Origin of the sequence: Streptomyces sp. NPDC051963 (assembly GCF_044593495.1) — a bacterium.
Classification (GTDB): domain Bacteria; phylum Actinomycetota; class Actinomycetes; order Streptomycetales; family Streptomycetaceae; genus Streptomyces.
The window spans coordinates 254,479-272,739 of record NZ_JBIUCC010000011.1 but is presented as its reverse complement, the minus strand read 5'-3'; the positions used below and the strand labels follow the sequence as shown (position 1 = coordinate 272,739).

Sequence of the window (18,261 nt, the reverse complement as noted above, 5' to 3'; positions counted from 1 at the left end):
CACGCCTCACACCCGACAGGCGGCGCCCATGCCCATCCCCAAGCCCGCAGCCGTCTTCGGCCGCGTTCACGAGTGGGAGGACCTCGCCCGCTTCTGCACCGACTCCGCGCCCGGCCTGCGTATCGGCGTCGTGCGAGGTCGGAGGCGGCATGGCAAGTCGTTCCTGCTGGAGCATCTCTGTCGAGCCGTCGACGGTGTCTACACGCTCGCTCTCCAGCAGAGCCGGGCCATGGCTCTGGACCGGTTCGCCGACGGTCTTGCGCAGGGGCTCGGATTCCGGGTCGGGCGGTTCACGTCGTGGGTGGAGGCGCTGGATACCGCGGCCGACGTGCTGACCAGCCGTCGTGACGAAGCGCCACCTCCCCTGCTCGTACTCGACGAGTTCCCTTACCTCGTCGCCCATTCCCCGGAACTGCCGTCCGTCCTCCAGGCCCTCTACGACCAGCGCGGTCCGTCCACCGGCAAGCCGCCGCTACGGATCATCCTGTGCGGCTCCGCGATCTCGACCATGTCGACCCTGCTCGCCGGAGACCAGGCGCTGCGCGGCCGAGCGGTTCTGGACATGCGGATCGGGCCGTTCGGGTTCCGGGACGCGGCGGAGTACTGGGGACTGGCCGGCAACCCCGACACGGCCTTTCTCGTGGATGCCGTTCTTGGGGGCGCGGCCGGGTACCGGGACGTCGTGGGGGAGCCGCCGGACCCCGAGGGAGGAGAGGAGGGTGTCTACGCGTGGCTCGCGCGGAGTGTGTTCAACCCCTCCCACATTCTCTTCACCGAGCCCGAGTACCTGCTCGCCGAGGATCCGCGGATAAGTGACCGCGCCACCTATCACGCCATCTGGGAGGCCGTGGCGTCCGGCGCCGCCACCCCCACGCAGATCGGCGGGCTCGTCGGTATGGACGCCAAGTCACTGACGTACCACCTCAACATCATGAAAGCCGCCGCCTTCATCCGCTACGACCAGGATCTGCTGCTCCAGCGCAAACCTGTGATCACCGTCGCGGATCCCGTCGTGCGGTTCCATGACCTGATCGTGCGACCCAATCTCGTCGACTTCGAGATGCGGGAGGGGCGGGCGGCGTGGGAACGATCGCGGGAGACCTTCTCGTCCAAGGTGCTGGGGCCGCACTTCGAGGACCTGGCCCGGCAGTGGACGCTCAGACATGGGAGGGAGCGCGGTCTCGACGACATCGGGCAGGTCGGCACGACGACCGTGGCCTGCCGGGAACACCGGGGCCACGAAGTTGACGTCGTAGCCATGAGCCGTGCCTCCCGGGCGCGTGACAAGGGTGCGCGGATCACCCTGCTCGGCGAGGCGAAGGCGACGAACAAGACGCGAACAGTCGCTGATCTACGGCGGCTTGAGCACATTCGCGATCTGCTGTGCGCGCAGGGGTGGGACGCGGAGGGGTGCGTCCTCGCCCTGTATGCGCGCACTGCCGTTGCACCGGAGCTTGCGGAGGCCGCGGACGCGGGGCGGGTGCTCGTCGTGGGCATGGAGAACCTTTACGGCGAATGAGGTTGCGGCTCCATGACCGGGGTTCCGGGGCCGGGAACAGTCCCACATCCGTGCCCCGGTGCTGCCCGCCCTCCTCAGGGACAGAGGACGGCCCGCGGCGCTCGTTTCGGCGTACGACCTCTCATCCCCCCTTCCTCCAGGGTGAGAGCAAAGTTCCTTTCCGGTCACCCGGCGCCACAGACCGGAAACGCGCCCTCCCTACCTTCAGGACTCATACCGCTCAGCACCGTAAAGAACCGCCCGAGCCCCGGAGCACCGTGGAGGCGTCATGACAGCCCCTAGCCAGGTCCCCGCCCAGAGCAGGGGAGGCCGCTGGATCGATCACTGGGATCCTGAGGACGAGACCTTCTGGAACGAGACCGGAGAGAAGGTGGCCCGCCGCAACCTCTTCTTCTCCGTCCTCTCCGAGCACATCGGGTTCTCGATCTGGACCCTGTGGTCGGTGATGGTGCTCTTCATGGGCCCGGAGTACGGGCTCACCCCGGCCGACAAGTTCTTCATCGTGTCGATGGCGACCCTGGTCGGCGCGGTCGTCCGGGTCCCCTACACCTTCGCGGTCGCGGTCTTCGGTGGCCGGAACTGGACCATCGTCTCCGCCTCGCTGCTGCTGATCCCGACGATCGCCGCCTTCATCGTGATGGAGCCGGGAACATCGTTCACGACCTTCCTGCTCTGCGCCATGCTCGCCGGGATCGGAGGAGGCAACTTCGCCTCCTCCATGACCAACATCAACGCCTTCTTCCCGCTCAGGAAGAAGGGGTGGGCGCTCGGGCTGAACGCCGGTGGCGGCAACATCGGTGTCCCCGTCGTGCAGCTGGTCGGCCTCGCGGTCATCGGCGCGAGCGGCGGACCGCGCGTGCTGCTCGGGATCTACATCCCCTTCATCATCGTCGCCGCGGTCCTGGCCGCGCTGTACATGGACAACATCTCGTCCGTGAAGAACGACACCGGCGCCGCCAAGGAGGCCGCGAAGGACGCCCACACCTGGATCATGTCCTTCCTCTATGTGGGGACGTTCGGGTCGTTCATCGGGTACAGCTTCGCGTTCGGGCTGGTGCTGCAGACGCAGTTCGGGCGTACGCCGCTCCAGGCCGCGTACGTCACCTTCATCGGCCCGCTGCTCGGCTCGCTGATCCGGCCCGTGGGCGGTGCGCTCGCCGACCGCTTCGGCGGCGCGAAGATCACGCTGTGGAACTTCGTCGGCATGGCGGTCGCCACGGCCGTCATCGTGATCGCGTCGATGCAGAAGTCGCTGCCGCTGTTCACCACCGCCTTCATCGTCCTGTTCGTGCTGACCGGCCTCGGCAACGGGTCGACGTACAAGATGATCCCCGGCATCTACCAGGCCAAGGCGACCGCCCTGGGGCTCGAGGGCGAGGAGGCCGCGTCCTACGGCCGCCGGCTCTCCGGCGCCTCGATGGGGCTCATCGGCGCGGTGGGCGCGCTCGGCGGGCTCGGGATCAACCTCGCCTTCCGGCAGTCGTTCCTGAGCGTGGGCTCCGGTACCGGCGCGTTCGTCGCCTTCCTCGCCTTCTACGGCGTCTGCTTCGTGGTCACCTGGGCCGTATACCTTCGCCGCCCGGCCGTCCAGGCTTTGGCCACCTCGGTCGCCTCGGAGAAGAAGCCGCAGCTCAGCTACGCCGAGGTGTGACGTAACACCAGCGACATCAAGTCGAACCGAGCCTGTCACGCACCGTTGACAGGCTCGTTCGGCATGTAGGTAGAAGAGGCAGAAGAGCCGAAATGCCTCATCCAGGCCATGCGGTGCACCGACTCGAGTGCGGGACGAGAGTTATGTACGACGAACAGCAGCAACCGGAACACGGCCCGTTGGCCGGGTTCACCGTGGGCGTCACCGCCGCGCGCCGGGCCGACGAGCTCGGGGCGCTGCTCCAGCGGCGCGGTGCCGCCGTGCTGCACGCCCCTGCCCTGCGGATCGTGCCGCTCTCCGACGACGGCGAGCTGCTCGCCGCCACCAAGGACATCGTCGACAACGTGCCGGACATCGTGGTCGCCACGACCGCGATCGGTTTCCGGGGCTGGGTCGAGGCCGCCGACGGATGGGGGCTCGGCGAGGACCTGCTGGACCGGCTGCGCGGTGTGGAGCTGCTCGCGCGCGGGCCGAAGGTGAAGGGTGCGATACGAGCCGCCGGGCTGACCGAGGAGTGGTCGCCGTCCAGCGAGTCCATGGCCGAGGTGCTCGACCGGCTGCTGGAGGAAGGGGTCGAGGGGCGTCGTATCGCCGTACAGCTGCACGGTGAGCCGCTGCCGGGGTTCGTCGAGTCGCTGCGGGCCGCCGGAGCGGAGGTCGTCGGAGTGCCCGTCTACCGGTGGATGCCGCCGGAGGACATCGGCCCCGTCGACCGGCTGCTCGACGCCGCCGTCTCACGCGGCCTGGACGCGCTCACCTTCACCAGCGCTCCCGCCGCCGCGTCCCTGCTGAACCGTGCCGAGGAGCGCGGTCTGCAGCCCGAGCTGCTCGCCGCCCTGCACCACGACGTGCTGCCCGCCTGCGTCGGCCCGGTCACCGCGCTGCCGCTCCAGGCGGTGGGCGTGGACACGGTCTCGCCCGAGCGCTTCCGGCTCGGCCCCCTCGTCCAGCTGCTGTGCAAGGAGCTGCCCGCCCGGGCGAGGTCCCTGCCGGTCGCCGGGCACCGGGTGGAGATCCGGGGGCACGCGGTCCTGGTCGACGGGGAGCTGAAACCCGTACCGCCCGCCGGAATGTCCCTGCTGCGGGCCCTGTCCCGGCGGCCCGGCTGGGTCGTCGCCCGGGCCGAACTGCTGCGTGCCCTGCCCGGCGCCGGCCGCGACGAGCACGCCGTGGAGACGGCCATGGCCCGGCTGCGTACGGCGCTCGGGGCGCCCAAGCTGATCCAGACCGTCGTCAAGCGCGGCTACCGGCTCGCCCTCGACCCGGCCGCCGACGCCAAGTACGCCGACGTCTGACGGCCGTGCAGGACCAGGGCCCGGACCAGGAACGCCAGGGCCAGCGTCGACAGCAGCGTCCGTACGACGTTCCAGGCCACCCACATGTCCTCGAAGTCCTCGCGCGCGGTCGACGCCGAGTTGCCGGTGTCGGCGAGTTCCTCGTTCAGCGGGATGTTCACCATGACGGTGATGAGGAAGGTGAGGGTGTACGCCGCGAGGCCCGCCCACACCCACTTGCGGTGGGGCGCCGCGCGCAGCTGCCACGCCGACACCCCGGTCAGCAGCAGCGCCCCGAAGAAGCTCAGGAAGAACACCGGGTTCAGGATCGCGTCGTTCATGTTCCGCATGGCATCGACGAACACCTGGTCGTCGCTGCGGGCCAGGCCCGGCATCACCGCGCACGCGAAGGTGTAGAAGGCCCCGGCACCCAGACCCATCGCGACCGTGGCCGCACCCAGTACGAATCCGCCGGCGGTCCTGTTCTCTGTCCTGTTCTCTGTCATGCCGTCAGTCAACGGGCAGCGCGGTGGACGGAACATGGCCCAGACCCGCGCCCGCATAAGCGGACGTCCATGCACGGGCGGTACGAGGGGTTCCGGGCGCGAGGACGGGCAGGCACTGTTAGAGGAACGGTTCTCCGGACCTAGGCGGTGACAGGCACATGGCACTGGGCACGGCCACGGGCGCGGCCACGTCCGCATACGAGCTGCGGTTCGACGCCGGGCGGATCTGTCTGGATCTCCTTGCGACCACCCATCCCGGCGAAAAGGTCGACTCCGTCGAGGTGCTGCGCGCCTGGATCACCGGCTCCGGCCTCGTCCCGCCGGGCACCCCGCTCACCCACGCCGACGCCTCCTGGCTGGCGGGCTTCCGTGAACTGCGCAGCCACATCGGCCGGCTGGTGCACGGCAGGCTGTCGCCCACGACACCGCCGTACGACCTCTCGATCGCCCGCGTCAACGAGCTCGCCCGCACCGCACCACCGGCCCCGCGCGCCCTGCGCGGCGAAGACGGCACGCTGGTGCGGGAGTTGGACCCGCCGGAGTACGCCGCGCTGCTCGGTGCGATCGCCCGGGACACCGTCGAGCTGCTCACCGACCCCGTCGCCCGGGCCAGTCTCAGACAGTGCGAAGGGGACAACTGCCCCATCGTCTACGTCGACACTTCACGGGGTCGCAGGAGGCGCTGGTGCTCCAGTGAGGTCTGCGGGAACCGCGAACGGGTGGCCCGGCATCGGCGCCGCGCGGCCATCGCCCGAACCTAGGTGTCCCATAAGTGCCGTATGTGAAACGGCTGTCGAAGTGATTTCGATAACACTCCGTGAGGTTGCGGCATGCCGCCGGCAAAGGCGTCGATCTTGCCACTGTGGCGGGAATGTAAAGACAAGGCGGGGGGAATGTGCGCCCATGTCCTCCCTCGTCACGTCACCACGAAGAAAACTGTCGTGTCACTTTGAACACGCAACGGCCCCCCTCCGTACCGGTAGTCGAGCGACCGACTGGGGGAACCCCCGGACATCGGAGGTGGGCGTGCGCAAGGATTCCGTCGTGGCCAATGAACGTGGATCGAGGGCCCGACATCGCATGTCCCAGCCCTCGGAACCAGATGAGGAGCTGATGCGTGCGCTGTATCGAGAGCACGCCGGACCTCTGCTCGCTTATGTACTCCGGCTGGTTGCCGGGGACCGGCAGCGCGCCGAGGACGTCGTGCAGGAGACACTCATCCGTGCCTGGAAGAACGCCGGTCAGCTCAATCGAGCGACCGGATCGGTACGCCCCTGGCTGGTGACGGTCGCACGCCGCATCGTCATCGACGGCCACCGCAGCCGGCAGGCCCGGCCGCAGGAGGTCGATCCGTCGCCGCTGGAGGTCATCCCCGCGGAGGACGAGATCGACAAGGCGCTGTGGTTGATGACGCTGTCGGATGCGCTCGACGACCTGACCCCCGCCCACCGGGAGGTGCTCGTCGAGACGTACTTCAAGGGGCGTACGGTCAATGAGGCGGCTGAGACGCTTGGCATACCGAGTGGCACGGTGCGCTCACGGGTGTTCTATGCCCTGCGGTCGATGAAGCTGGCACTGGAGGAGCGGGGGGTGACGGCGTGATGAGTGTTTACGGGGGACATCAGGGATTCGGCTCGGGTGGTCCGGGTATGTCTGGCCCCATGCAGGGATCTCCGGGCCCGAATGAGCACGAGACCGTCGGCGCCTACGCCCTCGGGATTCTCGACGACGCCGAGGCAACCGCTTTCGAAGTCCATCTCGCGACCTGCGAATGGTGCGCCCAGCAACTCGACGAACTCGCCGGGATGGAGCCGATGCTGGCCGCCCTCGCGGACCTGCCCGGCACCGGCACGCCCGCCATCGGCGAGTCGCTGTCCACCAAGCCCAGCTCGCGCCTCGCGGAGAAGCTGGTCAACGAAGTCGCCGAGCGACGCGCCATGACCCGTCGCCGCTCCTTCTACATGGTGGCGGCCGCGGCAGCGCTGATCATCGGCGGTCCGGTGGCCGCGGTGGCGACGACGGCCGGCGACCAGGGCTCCGGCGGCAACGAGACGCTGGCCGCCAGCCCCGCCAAGGAAGCCTTCGACCATATGTCCGACAAGATCTCGGCGACCGACCCGACCACCAAGGTCAGCGCCACCGTCGGACTGGAGTCCAAGGCCTGGGGCACCCACGCCGTCCTGGAGCTCAAGAACGTCAAGGGCCCGCTGAAGTGCTCCCTCATCGCCGTCGGCAAGAACGGCGAACGCGAGACGATCACCTCCTGGTCCGTCCCGAAATGGGGCTACGGCATCGAGAACGCCAAGACCGAGCAGGCGCGAAACCCGCTCTACGTCCACGGCGGCGCCGCCTTCACCCCGAACGAGATCGACCACTTCGAGGTCATGACCTTCGAAGGGAAGCGGCTCGTAGAGGTAGACGCATAGCTTTCCGGGGCCCCCTTCGCGTACCTTTGACGGCTGCCCAGCACGTCAGAAGGGGGCCCGGTGGCCGCACAGGCTCAGCAGGAAACCGCGCTCGACTCCTCCCAGAACTCCGTACGCGACGACTCCGCTCGCGACCAGGAGATCAGCGTCGAACAGGAACACCTGGACCGGGTGTACCAGCGACTCGAGGAGAAGATCCACGAGGCCGAGTTCCTCATGCACGACGCCGCCAAGCGCGGCCAGGTCGGCACACCCGGCGCACTCGCCGAGCGTGACGCGCAGGTCTTCCGGGCGGGTATCCACCTCAGCCGCCTGAACAACGAATTCGAGGACTTCCTCTTCGGCCGGATCGACCTGCTCCTCGGCAAGGACGGCAAGAAGGGGCCCGACGGCGCCTACACCGCGATCGAGCCCGCCGACGGCGCCGTACGCGACGACGGCACGGCCGACATCGCCGAGACCCTCCACATCGGCCGTATCGGCGTCCTCGACCAGGACTACGCACCCCTGGTCATCGACTGGCGCGCCCCCGCCGCGGCTCCCTTCTACCGCTCGACCCCGGTCGATCCGGGACGGGTGGTGCGCCGCCGGGTGATCCGCTCCAAGGGCCGTCGTGTCCTCGGTGTCGAGGACGACCTGATGCGCCCCGAGCTGAAGGCCACACTGGACGGCCATGAGCTCCCGGTGATCGGCGACGGCGCCCTGATGGCCGCCCTCGGCCAGGCCCGCAGCCACACCATGCGCGACATCGTCGCCTCCATCCAGGCCGAACAGGACCTGGTCATCCGCGCCCCCGCGGCCTCCGTGACCTACGTCGAGGGCGGCCCCGGCACCGGCAAGACCGCCGTCGCCCTGCACCGCGCCGCCTACCTCCTCTACCAGGACCGGCGCCGGTACGCGGGCGGCATCCTCATCGTCTCGCCGACCCCGCTGCTGGTGGCGTACACCGAGGGCGTCCTGCCCTCCCTCGGCGAGGAGGGCCAGGTCGCCATCCGTGCCATCGGCTCCCTCGTCGACGGCGCGGAGGCCACGCTCTACGACTCCCCGTCGGTGGCCCGCGCCAAGGGTTCGTACCGCATGCTGAAGGTGCTGCGGAAGGCGGCGCGGGGGGCGCTGGAGCTGGGCCCGGGCGCCGCCTCGGGCCGTTCGGCCCCGGACCGCTCCGCTTCCGGTCGTCCAGCTTCCGGTCGTCCGGCTTCCGGCCAGCTCGCCTTCGGTGAGGAGGACGACGACGCGACGGCAGGATCGGCGCCGGCCCCCACCGGTCCGCCCACCCGACTGCGCGTGGTCGCGTTCGGGCGCCGTCTCGAACTGGAGGCGGCCGAGCTGGAACGTATCCGCCACGCCGCCCTCAGCGGCACCGCCCCCGTCAACCTGCTCCGCCCGCGCGCCCGCAAGCTTCTCCTGGACGCGCTGTGGGACCGGTCGGGTGCCGCGACCCGCCACACCGACCCCGAGCTGGCCGCCGAGCTGCGGTCCTCGTTCGACGAGGACATCACGACCGAGGACGACTTCATCGCCTTCCTCGACGCCTGGTGGCCGGAGCTGACGCCGGAGCACGTCCTGGCCGCCATGGCCGACGAACGCAGGCTCGGCCGCTGGGCCCGGCGGATCCTCAACCCCGGCGAGGTCCGCAAGGTGGCCCGTTCACTCAAGCGGGACGGCCGCACCGTGCACGACATCGCCATGCTCGACGAGCTCCGGGCGATCCTGGGCGCCCCCGCCCGCCCCCGCAAGAAACGCGAGCTGGACCCGCTCGACCAGCTCACCGGGCTGGAGGAGCTGATGCCCGCACGCGAGGAGTCGCAGCGGGAGCGGGCCGAGCGGCTGGCGCAGGAGCGCGTGGAGTACGCGCACGTCATCGTGGACGAGGCCCAGGACCTCACCCCCATGCAGTGGCGCATGGTCGGCCGCCGCGGCCGGCACGCCACCTGGACGATCGTCGGCGACCCGGCCCAGTCCTCCTGGTCCGACCCCGACGAGGCCGCCCAGGCCCGCGACGAGGCCCTCGGCACCCGTCCGCGCCGCCGTTTCGAGCTCACCGTGAACTACCGCAACCCGGCCGAGATCGCCGAGCTCGCGGCGAAGGTACTGGCACTGGCCATGCCCGGCTCCGAGTCGCCCAGGGCGGTCCGGTCCACCGGCGTGCAGCCCCGCTTCACCGCTGTGAGCGCCTCCCTCGGCCGGACCGTCCGCGACGAGGCCGCACGGCTGCTCGACACCGTCGACGGCACGGTCGGCGTCGTGGTCGCCATGAACCGGCGCGAGGAGGCCCGCCGCTGGCTCGCCGGCCTCGGCGACCGCGTGGTGGCGCTCGGCAGCCTGGAGGCGAAGGGCCTGGAGTACGACGCGACGATCGTCGTCTCGCCCGCGGAGATCGCCGACGAGAGCCCGGCGGGCCTGCGTGTGTTGTATGTCGCACTGACCCGGGCCACTCAGCAGCTGACGGTGGTGTCGGGGGAGCGGGACGCCCCGGACGGGAACGGGGTGCCGGACCTGCTGCGGGACTGACGCAGGGGCCCTTCCGCGTGACCCTGGGACGAACTCTCGGGACGGGAATGGCCTTACGGGATCTGTTTGTTAGCCTGGATGTGACACCGGCCCGATCCAAGCCCCCGGGCCCAACCTTCGTCGCTACGAGCGACCACTTGCCGCGAGGCGAGCATGGCGGGTCGGTGTCACTGAACGCGAGTGAGGCCCACGTCACCTGGTGACGTGGGCCTCACTCATTGCCATGTGACCGAGAACAAAACGTTCGCAATCCGGGGCGGCTACCAGCTACCCGACAGTAGGTGCGACCATCGGACGGCGTACCCAGCGTCACCCGGTGAAAGCAGAGGAAGTCGGCCATGGCAACGGCGCCCAGCGTCTCCTACTCGATTACGGTCCGGTTGGAGGTGCCCGCGAGTGGAACCGCGGTCTCCCAGATCACCACGGCCGTAGAGTCCCACGGAGGCTCGGTGACCGGCCTCGACGTGACCGCGTCCGGCCATGAGAAGCTCCGGATCGACGTCACCATCGCGGCGAGCTCCACGGCCCACGCCGACGAGATCGTCCAGCAGCTCCGCGGCATCGAGGGCGTCACGCTCGGCAAGGTCTCCGACCGTACGTTCCTCATGCACCTCGGCGGCAAGATCGAGATGCAGTCCAAGCACCCCATCCGCAACCGTGACGACCTGTCCATGGTCTACACGCCGGGTGTGGCCCGCGTCTGCATGGCGATCGCCGAGAACCCCGAGGACGCGCGCCGCCTCACCATCAAGCGGAACTCCGTTGCGGTCGTGACGGACGGCTCGGCGGTGCTGGGCCTCGGCAACATCGGCCCGAAGGCCGCGCTGCCCGTCATGGAGGGCAAGGCGGCCCTCTTCAAGCGGTTCGCCGGCATCGACGCCTGGCCGCTGTGCCTGGACACCCAGGACACCGACGCGATCGTCGAGATCGTCAAGGCGATCGCCCCCGGGTTCGCCGGCATCAACCTCGAGGACATCTCCGCCCCCCGCTGCTTCGAGATCGAGGCCCGGCTGCGCGAGGCCCTCGACATCCCCGTCTTCCACGACGACCAGCACGGCACCGCGATCGTGGTGCTGGCGGCGCTCACGAACGCACTTCGCGTGGTGGGCAAGGGAGTTGAGAACGTACGGGTCGTCATGTCCGGCGCCGGCGCGGCCGGTACGGCGATCCTGAAGCTGCTCCTCGCCGCGGGCGTGAAGCACGCCGTCGTCGCCGACATCCACGGCGTCGTGCACGGCGGCCGCGAGGACCTGGTGGACGCCGCCCCCGACTCGCCGCTGCGCTGGATCGCCGACAACACCAACCCCGAGGGCGTCACCGGCACCCTCAAGGAGGCCGTGCGCGGCGCCGACGTCTTCATCGGCGTCTCCGCCCCGAACGTCCTCGACGGCGACGACGTGGCCGCGATGGCCGACGGCGCCATCGTGTTCGCGCTCGCGAACCCCGACCCCGAGGTGGACCCGGCAATCGCCCGCCAGACGGCGGCGGTTGTGGCCACCGGCCGCTCGGACTTCCCCAACCAGATCAACAACGTGCTGGTCTTCCCGGGTGTCTTCCGCGGTCTCCTCGACGCCCAGTCCCGCACGGTCAACACCGAGATGATGCTCGCAGCCGCGAAGGCCCTGGCGGACGTCGTGACCGAGGACGAGCTCAACCCGAACTACATCGTGCCCAGCGTCTTCAACGACAAGGTCGCGGGTGCGGTGGCGGGTGCGGTGCGGGAGGCCGCCAAGGCGGCGGGGGCGTCGGCGTCGTAGCTCGTCGGTGTGTGCCTGTTGTGAGGATCGCCACGGCAGGCCCCACGTCGGCGCGTCGCGGAACGCAGGGCCTTTGGCGGCCGTTTATCGTTGCGGCCAGGCTCAACCCTCTTTTCGTGTGACTCCCAAGGGTGTTCTCACGACTCCTACGGGTGCCGGATTGGCTTTCCCGCCGCAGGTAGGGGCAGGATGCCTCCCTGGGCGCGAGGGTCCGATGGCGGACCCGGGTCCGGGGAATGTCCGAGGGCCCTGGCAGCATCGACTTCGTAGTGCCCGATATGCGGCTCCGCCGCGTGGCACGCCTCATACGGCAAGAAGAACACGGGAGTAACAACATGAACCGCAGTGAGCTGGTGGCCGCGCTGGCCGACCGCGCCGAGGTGACTCGCAAGGACGCCGACGCCGTTCTGGCCGCTTTCGCCGAGACCGTCGGCGAGATCGTCGCCAAGGGCGACGAGAAGGTCACCATCCCCGGCTTCCTGACCTTCGAGCGCACCCACCGTGCCGCTCGCACCGCGCGCAACCCGCAGACCGGCGACCCGATCAACATCCCCGCCGGCTACAGCGTGAAGGTCTCCGCGGGCTCCAAGCTCAAGGAAGCGGCCAAGGGTAAGTAAGGGCGCCCAATCGCTGCGCTGGCTTGGCGCCGTGGGCGACTGCGGGTTCGTCGTGGTTTCTCGCGCAGTTCCCCGCGCCCCTTAGCAGCGTTGCAGTAACGCCGATGGGGCGGCCACCCGAAGTCTGGGTGGCCGCCCCATCGGCGTATCTACGGGGTGTCGCTAGCCGAGCGCCTTGCCGGGCAGCTCGACCTTCGCGCCGAGTTCCACGAGCTTCTCCATGAAGTTCTCGTAGCCGCGGTTGATGAGGTCGATGCCGTGGACGCGGGAGGTGCCCTGAGCGGCGAGGGCGGCGATGAGGTAGGAGAAGCCGCCGCGGAGGTCGGGGATGACGAGGTCCGCGCCCTGGAGCTTCGTGGGGCCGCTCACGACGGCCGAGTGGAGGAAGTTGCGCTGCCCGAAGCGGCAGTCGGAACCGCCGAGGCACTCGCGGTAGAGCTGGATGTGGGCGCCCATCTGGTTGAGCGCGGACGTGAAGCCCAGCCGGGACTCGTAGACCGTCTCGTGGATGATGGAGAGGCCGGTCGCCTGGGTGAGGGCCACCACCAGCGGCTGCTGCCAGTCCGTCTGGAAGCCGGGGTGGACGTCGGTCTCCAGTGCGATCGACTTCAACTGGCCACCCGGGTGCCAGAAGCGGATGCCCTCGTCGTCGATCTCGAAGGCACCGCCCACCTTCCGGTAGGTGTTGAGGAACGTCATCATCGACCGCTGCAGTGCGCCACGGACGTAGATGTTGCCCTCGGTCGCCAGCGCGGCGGACGCCCAGGAGGCGGCCTCCAGGCGGTCCGGGAGGGCGCGGTGGGTGTAGCCGCCGAGTTGGTCCACACCGGTGATGCGGATGGTGCGGTCGGTGTCCATCGCGATGATGGCGCCCATTTTCTGGAGGACGCAGATGAGGTCCTCGATCTCCGGCTCCACGGCGGCGTTCGAAAGCTCTGTCACGCCTTCCGCGAGGACGGCCGTCAGCAGCACCTGCTCGGTCGCGCCGACGGACGGGTACGGCAGCTGGATCTTGGTGCCGCGCAGCCGCTGCGGAGCCTCCAGGTACTGACCGTCCGCCCGCTTCTCGATCTTCGCGCCGAACTGCCGCAGCACCTCGAAGTGGAAGTCGATGGGCCGGCCGCCGATGTCACAGCCGCCGAGACCGGGGATGAACGCATGTCCGAGGCGGTGCAGCAGCGGACCGCAGAACAGGATGGGGATGCGCGAAGAGCCCGCGTGGGCATCGATGTCGGCGACATTCGCGCTCTCCACGTGCGAGGGGTCGAGGACCAGTTCGCCCGGCTCCTCACCCGGACGGACCGTCACCCCGTGCAGTTGCAGCAGACCGCGTACGACACGCACGTCACGGATGTCCGGAACGTTGCGCAGTCGACTCGGTGCGCTGCCCAGCAGGGCGGCGACCATCGCCTTCGGTACGAGGTTCTTCGCACCGCGGACACGAATCTCGCCCTCCAGCGGGGTTCCGCCGTGGACAAGCAGGACATCGTCGTTGACGGTCATGTATCTCGCGTTCCGATGAGTGGGGCAGGGCCGGAGAGACAGAGTAATCGCCGTCGACCCCCCTTCCGTAAGCCCAAGTACCGCTCAGCGGCGTCATAGCTCTGTCACAACACGAACCGTTCACAATCGGGCACATGGGGTCACCGGCCGAGTCGTGCGCCCGGGACGCACCTGTGAGCCCTGAGCTGCATTCACTCCCGTACGCCCATTGCCTCCCCCAGCGAAGGGAAGATGCGGGATCATGTCTGCCATGACCGAGGTGTCCTCGCTCACAGGGCGGTTGCTCGTGGCCACGCCCGCCCTGGCGGACCCGAACTTCGACCGCGCGGTGGTGCTCCTTCTCGACCACGACGAGGAGGGCTCGCTCGGTGTCGTCCTCAACCGCCCCACCCCGGTGGACGTCGGCGACATCCTGGAGGGCTGGGCGGGTCTCGCCGGCGAGCCCGGCGTCGTCTTCCAGGGCGGCCCGGTGTCGCTGGACTCGGCCCTCGGCGTGGCCGTCATCCCGGGCGAGCCCTCCGGCGAGTACGTCCCGCTGGGCTGGCGCCGAGTGCACGGCGCGATAGGGCTCGTGGACCTGGAGGCCCCGCCGGAACTGCTCGCCTCGGCCCTCGGCTCCCTGCGCATCTTCGCGGGTTACGCCGGCTGGGGACCCGGTCAGCTGGAGGACGAGTTGGTGGAAGGCGCCTGGTACGTGGTCGAGTCGGAGCCCGGCGACGTGTCCTCCCCGTCGCCGGAAAGACTCTGGCGCGCGGTCCTGCGCCGCCAGCGCAACGAACTCGCGATGGTCGCGACGTACCCGGACGACCCTTCGCTCAACTGATACATGTGAGCTTCAGTACCCTGGTTGTTATGAGCACTCTTGAGCCTGAGACCCAGCCGCAGCGCGGGACTGGTACGGGGACCCTCGTAGAGCCGACGCCGCAGGTGTCCCACGGCGACGGTGACCACGAGCGCTTCGCCCATTACGTCCAGAAGGACAAGATCATGGCGAGCGCCCTCGACGGCACCCCCGTCGTGGCGCTGTGCGGCAAGGTGTGGGTGCCGGGCCGCGACCCGAAGAAGTACCCGGTGTGTCCCATGTGCAAGGAGATCTACGAGTCCATGGGCGCCGGCGGCGACGACAAGGGCAAGGGCGGCAAGGGCGACAAGTAGCCCTTCGGCTCGGTGGCCCTTCGGCCGGTCGGAGACGAGTGGGGCCCCTGAGGCGCGTTTTGCGTGCCCTGGGGGCCTTTGTGCTGTCCGTGCGTTGCGCAGGGTGCGTCAGCCGGTCACAGAGTGGTTGAGACCTCTTGTGGTCGCGTTAATGCAGTCCTTAACCTCCGTTGTGTTGTGCAGAGTGAAACCGCCATTGCGTATGTTGCAACGCACTCCGGAGGACTACTCCATGAAGCTTTCTCCCAGACTCCCCGCCCTCCTCCTCGCCGCCCTGGTCGTCACGGCCTGCGCCCCCCAGACGTCCGACAACTCCTCCTCCGACGAGGACGAGAAGTCCGGCACGCTGCGGGTCTGGCTCTTCCAGGAGGTCGGCAACCAGCCGAAGGAGAAGGTCGTCGACTCCGTGGTCGCCGCCTTCGAGAAGGCTCACAAGGGCACCGAGGTCAACGTCGAGTACATCCCGATCGAGACCCGCGCCCAGCGCGTCAAGGCCGCCTTCAACGACCCCGAGTCCGCTCCCGACGTCATGGAGTACGGCAACACCGACACGGCCGGCTATGTGAAGGACGGCGGACTCCTCGACGTCACGAAGGAGTTCGGCGACTGGAGCGAGGCCAAGGACACCGATCCCACCGCGAAGCAGTCGGTCACCGTCGACGGCAAGATCTACGGAGCGCCCCTCTACGTCGGCGTCCGCGCCCTGTACTACCGGACGGACGTCTTCGAGGACCTCGGTCTCGAAGTCCCGAAGACCATGGCCGAGCTCACTGAGACGGCTCGCACGATCCGCGCCGAGAAGCCCGACCTGTACGGCCTGGTCGTGGGCGGCGCCTACACGTACGGCGCGATGCCGTTCATATGGGCCAACGGCGGTGAACTCGCCACGGGCAAGGGCGGTTCGTACGCCTCCGCCATCGACAGCGCGGACGCCCAGAAGGGCATCAAGGCCTACACCTCCCTCTTCGGTGACGACAACTGCCCCGCCGCCAAGTGCGCCGGCATGGGCGGCAACGACACCATCACCGCGTTCGCCGCGGGCAAGGCGGGCATGGCGATCGGCGGCGACTTCAGCCACACCGCCGTCGAGGCGGGCAAGGTGAAGGGCAAGTACGCGGTCGTGCCGCTGCCGGGAGTGGAGTCCGGCTCGATCGCGCCGGCCTTCGCGGGCGGCAACAACATCGGTGTGCTGAAGTCCACCTCGCACCGCACGCTCGCCGTCCAGCTGATGGAACAGCTCGCCTCGAAGCAGACCCAGTCCTCGCTGTTCGACGCGATGGGGTTCCTGCCGACGTTCGCGGATGTGCGGCAGCAGGTGGCGGCGAAGGAGCCGTACGTGAAGCCGTTCGCGCAGACGCTGTCCGCGGGAACGAAGTTCGTGCCGGCCTCGCCCGCGTGGGCGCAGATCGACTCCGCGCTGGTGCTGCCGACGATGTTCCAGGAGGTCATCAGCGGTAAGAAGGACGTGGCGGGGGCGTCGAAGAGCGCGGCGACGAAGATGAACGACGCGTTTGGCTCCGCCGGGTGACGGCGCCTACTGGGTCGGGGGTTGCGGATCGTTCGCGGGTGCGGGCTGTCGGTGGCTTGTCGCGCAGTTCCCCGCGCCCCTACCGGCGTCCTCGTGGACGGAGTCAGAAGGCGCCGTGGCTCTATCTCGCCCCTGCCCTCGTCGTTCTCGGCGGGCTGCTCGTCTATCCGATCTACCAGCTCGGGCTGATCTCGTTCTTCCAGTACACGCAGGCTCAGGTCAGCGGCGGGGAACCGACCACGTTCGAGGGGTTCGGGAACTACGCGGAGCTGTTCGGCGACGAGCAGTTCTGGCAGGTGCTGCTGGCTACCGTCCTGTTCGCCGCCGCGTGTGTCGTCTCGACGCTCGCGGTCGGGTGCGCCCTCGCCGTGCTGCTCACGCGGGTGCGTGCGGTGCCTCGGCTGGCGTTGATGCTGGCGGCGCTCGGGGCGTGGGCCACTCCGGCGATCACCGGATCGACGGTCTGGCTGCTTCTGTTCGATCCCGACTTCGGGCCGGTGAACCGGGTCCTCGGGCTCGGCGACTACTCATGGACGTACGGGCGCGTCAGTGCCTTCTTCCTCGTCCTGCTCGAAGTGGTGTGGTGCTCCTTCCCGTTCGTGATGGTGACGGTGTACGCCGGGATCCGCGCCGTACCGGGTGAGGTGCTGGAGGCCGCCGCGCTGGACGGTGCCTCGCAGTGGCGCATCTGGCGTTCGGTGCTCGCGCCGATGCTCCGGCCGATCCTCGTGGTCGTGACCATCCAGTCGGTGATCTGGGACTTCAAGGTCTTCACCCAGATCTACGTCATGACGAACGGGGGCGGCATCGCCGGACAGAACCTCGTCCTGAACGTGTACGCGTATCAAAAGGCCTTTGCGTCCTCGCAGTACAGCCTCGGCTCGGCGATCGGCGTCGTGATGCTGCTGATCCTGCTGGCGGTCACGCTCGTGTACTTGCGGTTGCTGCGCAGACAGGGGGAGGAGCTGTGAATCTCGTGCGTGGTCTGGTACGGCGTCCTTGGCGGCTGGCCGCCGAGGCGTCGGCGCTGCTGATCGCGGTCGTCGTCGCCTTTCCCCTGTACTGGATGGTGCTCAGCGCCTTCAAACCGGCGGGGGAGATCGAGTCGACGGAGCCCCGGCCGTGGACGCTCGCGCCCTCGCTGGATTCCTTCCGGCGCGTCTTCGAACAGCAGGAATTCGGCCGTTACTTCGTCAACAGTCTGGTGGTGGCCTGCACGGTCGTGCTCGCCTCCGCGCTGATCGCGTTTCTCGCGGCGACCGCGGTGACCCGATTCCGCTTCCGATTCCGGACCACCCTCCTGATCATGTTTCTGGTGGCCCAGATGGTGCCCGTCGAGGCGTTGACGATCCCCCTGTTCTTCCTCATGCGGGACTTCGGCCAGCTGAACACCCTGGGCTCGCTGATCCTGCCGCACATCGCCTTCTCGCTGCCCTTCGCGATCTGGATGCTGCGGGGGTTCGTGAAAGCCGTTCCGGAGGCGCTGGAGGAGGCCGCCTACATCGACGGAGCGAGCCGGGCGCGATTCCTGTGGCAGATCCTTTTCCCGCTGGTCTTCCCGGGGTTGGTGGCGACCAGCGTGTTTTCCTTCATCTCGGCCTGGAACGACTTCCTGTTCGCCAAGTCCTTCATCATCAGCGACACCTCCCAGTCGACCCTGCCGATGGCTCTGCTGGTCTTCTACAAGCCCGACGAGCCGGACTGGGGCGGGGTGATGGCGGCGTCCACGGTGATGACGATTCCGGTGCTGGTGTTCTTCGTACTCGTACAGCGACGGCTGGTCTCCGGGCTGGGCGGAGCGGTAAAGGACTGAC

16 protein-coding genes are annotated in these 18,261 nt (G+C 68.8%); 14 read left to right on the top strand and 2 right to left on the bottom strand.

What is annotated here, in order from left to right:
- The first annotated feature begins 28 nt into the window (after positions 1–28).
- The 3 genes from ACIHFB_RS39860 (at position 29) to ACIHFB_RS39850 (ending at position 4,465) form a co-directional block, all read left to right on the top strand.
- Entirely contained in the window at positions 29–1,519 is a 1,491-nt protein-coding gene (locus ACIHFB_RS39860; protein ID WP_400129448.1) for an ATP-binding protein, read from the top strand.
- A gap of 268 nt (positions 1,520–1,787) precedes the next feature.
- Positions 1,788–3,170, top strand: coding sequence for a nitrate/nitrite transporter (locus ACIHFB_RS39855; protein WP_400129447.1), 1,383 nt, complete (start codon positions 1,788–1,790; stop codon positions 3,168–3,170).
- 143 nt (positions 3,171–3,313) lie between these two features.
- A complete protein-coding gene (locus tag ACIHFB_RS39850; protein ID WP_365283394.1) occupies positions 3,314–4,465 on the top strand; it encodes a uroporphyrinogen-III synthase in 1,152 nt (383 codons plus the stop codon).
- On the opposite strand, the gene ACIHFB_RS39845 is transcribed toward ACIHFB_RS39850, so the two are convergent.
- Complete coding sequence (locus tag ACIHFB_RS39845; protein ID WP_365283392.1) at positions 4,414–4,950, bottom strand: anthrone oxygenase family protein; 537 nt, start codon at positions 4,948–4,950, stop codon at positions 4,414–4,416. The genes ACIHFB_RS39850 and ACIHFB_RS39845 overlap by 52 nt on opposite strands.
- Positions 4,951–5,108: 158 nt before the next feature.
- Between ACIHFB_RS39845 and ACIHFB_RS39840 the strand changes: the two genes are divergently transcribed.
- The 6 genes from ACIHFB_RS39840 to ACIHFB_RS39815 all read left to right on the top strand — a co-directional run bounded on the left by ACIHFB_RS39840 (position 5,109) and on the right by ACIHFB_RS39815 (position 12,261).
- A complete protein-coding gene (locus ACIHFB_RS39840) occupies positions 5,109–5,711 on the top strand; it encodes a CGNR zinc finger domain-containing protein (RefSeq protein WP_365283390.1) in 603 nt (200 codons plus the stop codon).
- Positions 5,712–6,030: 319 nt separating this feature from the next.
- Positions 6,031–6,552 carry a sigma-70 family RNA polymerase sigma factor gene (locus ACIHFB_RS39835; protein ID WP_010039908.1) on the top strand — a complete coding sequence of 174 codons (522 nt, stop codon included), beginning with the start codon at positions 6,031–6,033 and terminating at the stop codon, positions 6,550–6,552.
- Entirely contained in the window at positions 6,552–7,376 is an 825-nt protein-coding gene (locus ACIHFB_RS39830; RefSeq protein WP_365283388.1) for a zf-HC2 domain-containing protein, read from the top strand. Before ACIHFB_RS39835 ends, ACIHFB_RS39830 begins: the two co-directional genes overlap by 1 nt.
- A gap of 60 nt (positions 7,377–7,436) precedes the next feature.
- Positions 7,437–9,887, top strand: coding sequence for a HelD family protein (locus ACIHFB_RS39825; RefSeq protein WP_400129446.1), 2,451 nt, complete (start codon positions 7,437–7,439; stop codon positions 9,885–9,887).
- Positions 9,888–10,225: 338 nt separating this feature from the next.
- Positions 10,226–11,644 carry an NAD-dependent malic enzyme gene (locus ACIHFB_RS39820; RefSeq protein ID WP_400129445.1) on the top strand — a complete coding sequence of 473 codons (1,419 nt, stop codon included), beginning with the start codon at positions 10,226–10,228 and terminating at the stop codon, positions 11,642–11,644.
- A gap of 335 nt (positions 11,645–11,979) precedes the next feature.
- Positions 11,980–12,261 (top strand): HU family DNA-binding protein, encoded by a 282-nt coding sequence (locus ACIHFB_RS39815; protein WP_105974351.1) that lies wholly within the window; start codon positions 11,980–11,982, stop codon positions 12,259–12,261.
- Positions 12,262–12,423: 162 nt separating this feature from the next.
- Here the strand turns inward: ACIHFB_RS39815 and murA are convergent, their stop codons facing one another.
- The gene (murA, locus tag ACIHFB_RS39810) at positions 12,424–13,764 is read right to left on the bottom strand and encodes a UDP-N-acetylglucosamine 1-carboxyvinyltransferase (protein ID WP_365283382.1); all 1,341 of its coding nucleotides are present in this window, start codon (positions 13,762–13,764) and stop codon (positions 12,424–12,426) included.
- Positions 13,765–14,014: 250 nt separating this feature from the next.
- Here murA and ACIHFB_RS39805 point away from each other — a divergent pair, with 250 nt between their 5' ends.
- The 5 genes from ACIHFB_RS39805 (at position 14,015) to ACIHFB_RS39785 (ending at position 18,260) form a co-directional block, all read left to right on the top strand.
- A complete protein-coding gene (locus ACIHFB_RS39805; protein ID WP_365283518.1) occupies positions 14,015–14,587 on the top strand; it encodes a YqgE/AlgH family protein in 573 nt (190 codons plus the stop codon).
- Positions 14,588–14,616: 29 nt separating this feature from the next.
- Positions 14,617–14,919, top strand: a complete 303-nt coding sequence (locus ACIHFB_RS39800) for a DUF3039 domain-containing protein (protein WP_210580022.1) — start codon at positions 14,617–14,619, stop codon at positions 14,917–14,919.
- Positions 14,920–15,151: 232 nt separating this feature from the next.
- Positions 15,152–16,447 (top strand): extracellular solute-binding protein, encoded by a 1,296-nt coding sequence (locus ACIHFB_RS39795; RefSeq protein WP_365283378.1) that lies wholly within the window; start codon positions 15,152–15,154, stop codon positions 16,445–16,447.
- A 56-nt stretch (positions 16,448–16,503) separates the two neighbouring features.
- Positions 16,504–17,418, top strand: a complete 915-nt coding sequence (locus ACIHFB_RS39790; protein ID WP_400129444.1) for a carbohydrate ABC transporter permease — start codon at positions 16,504–16,506, stop codon at positions 17,416–17,418.
- Positions 17,415–18,260, top strand: coding sequence for a carbohydrate ABC transporter permease (locus ACIHFB_RS39785; RefSeq protein WP_365283374.1), 846 nt, complete (start codon positions 17,415–17,417; stop codon positions 18,258–18,260). Before ACIHFB_RS39790 ends, ACIHFB_RS39785 begins: the two co-directional genes overlap by 4 nt.
- Position 18,261 lies beyond the last annotated feature (1 nt).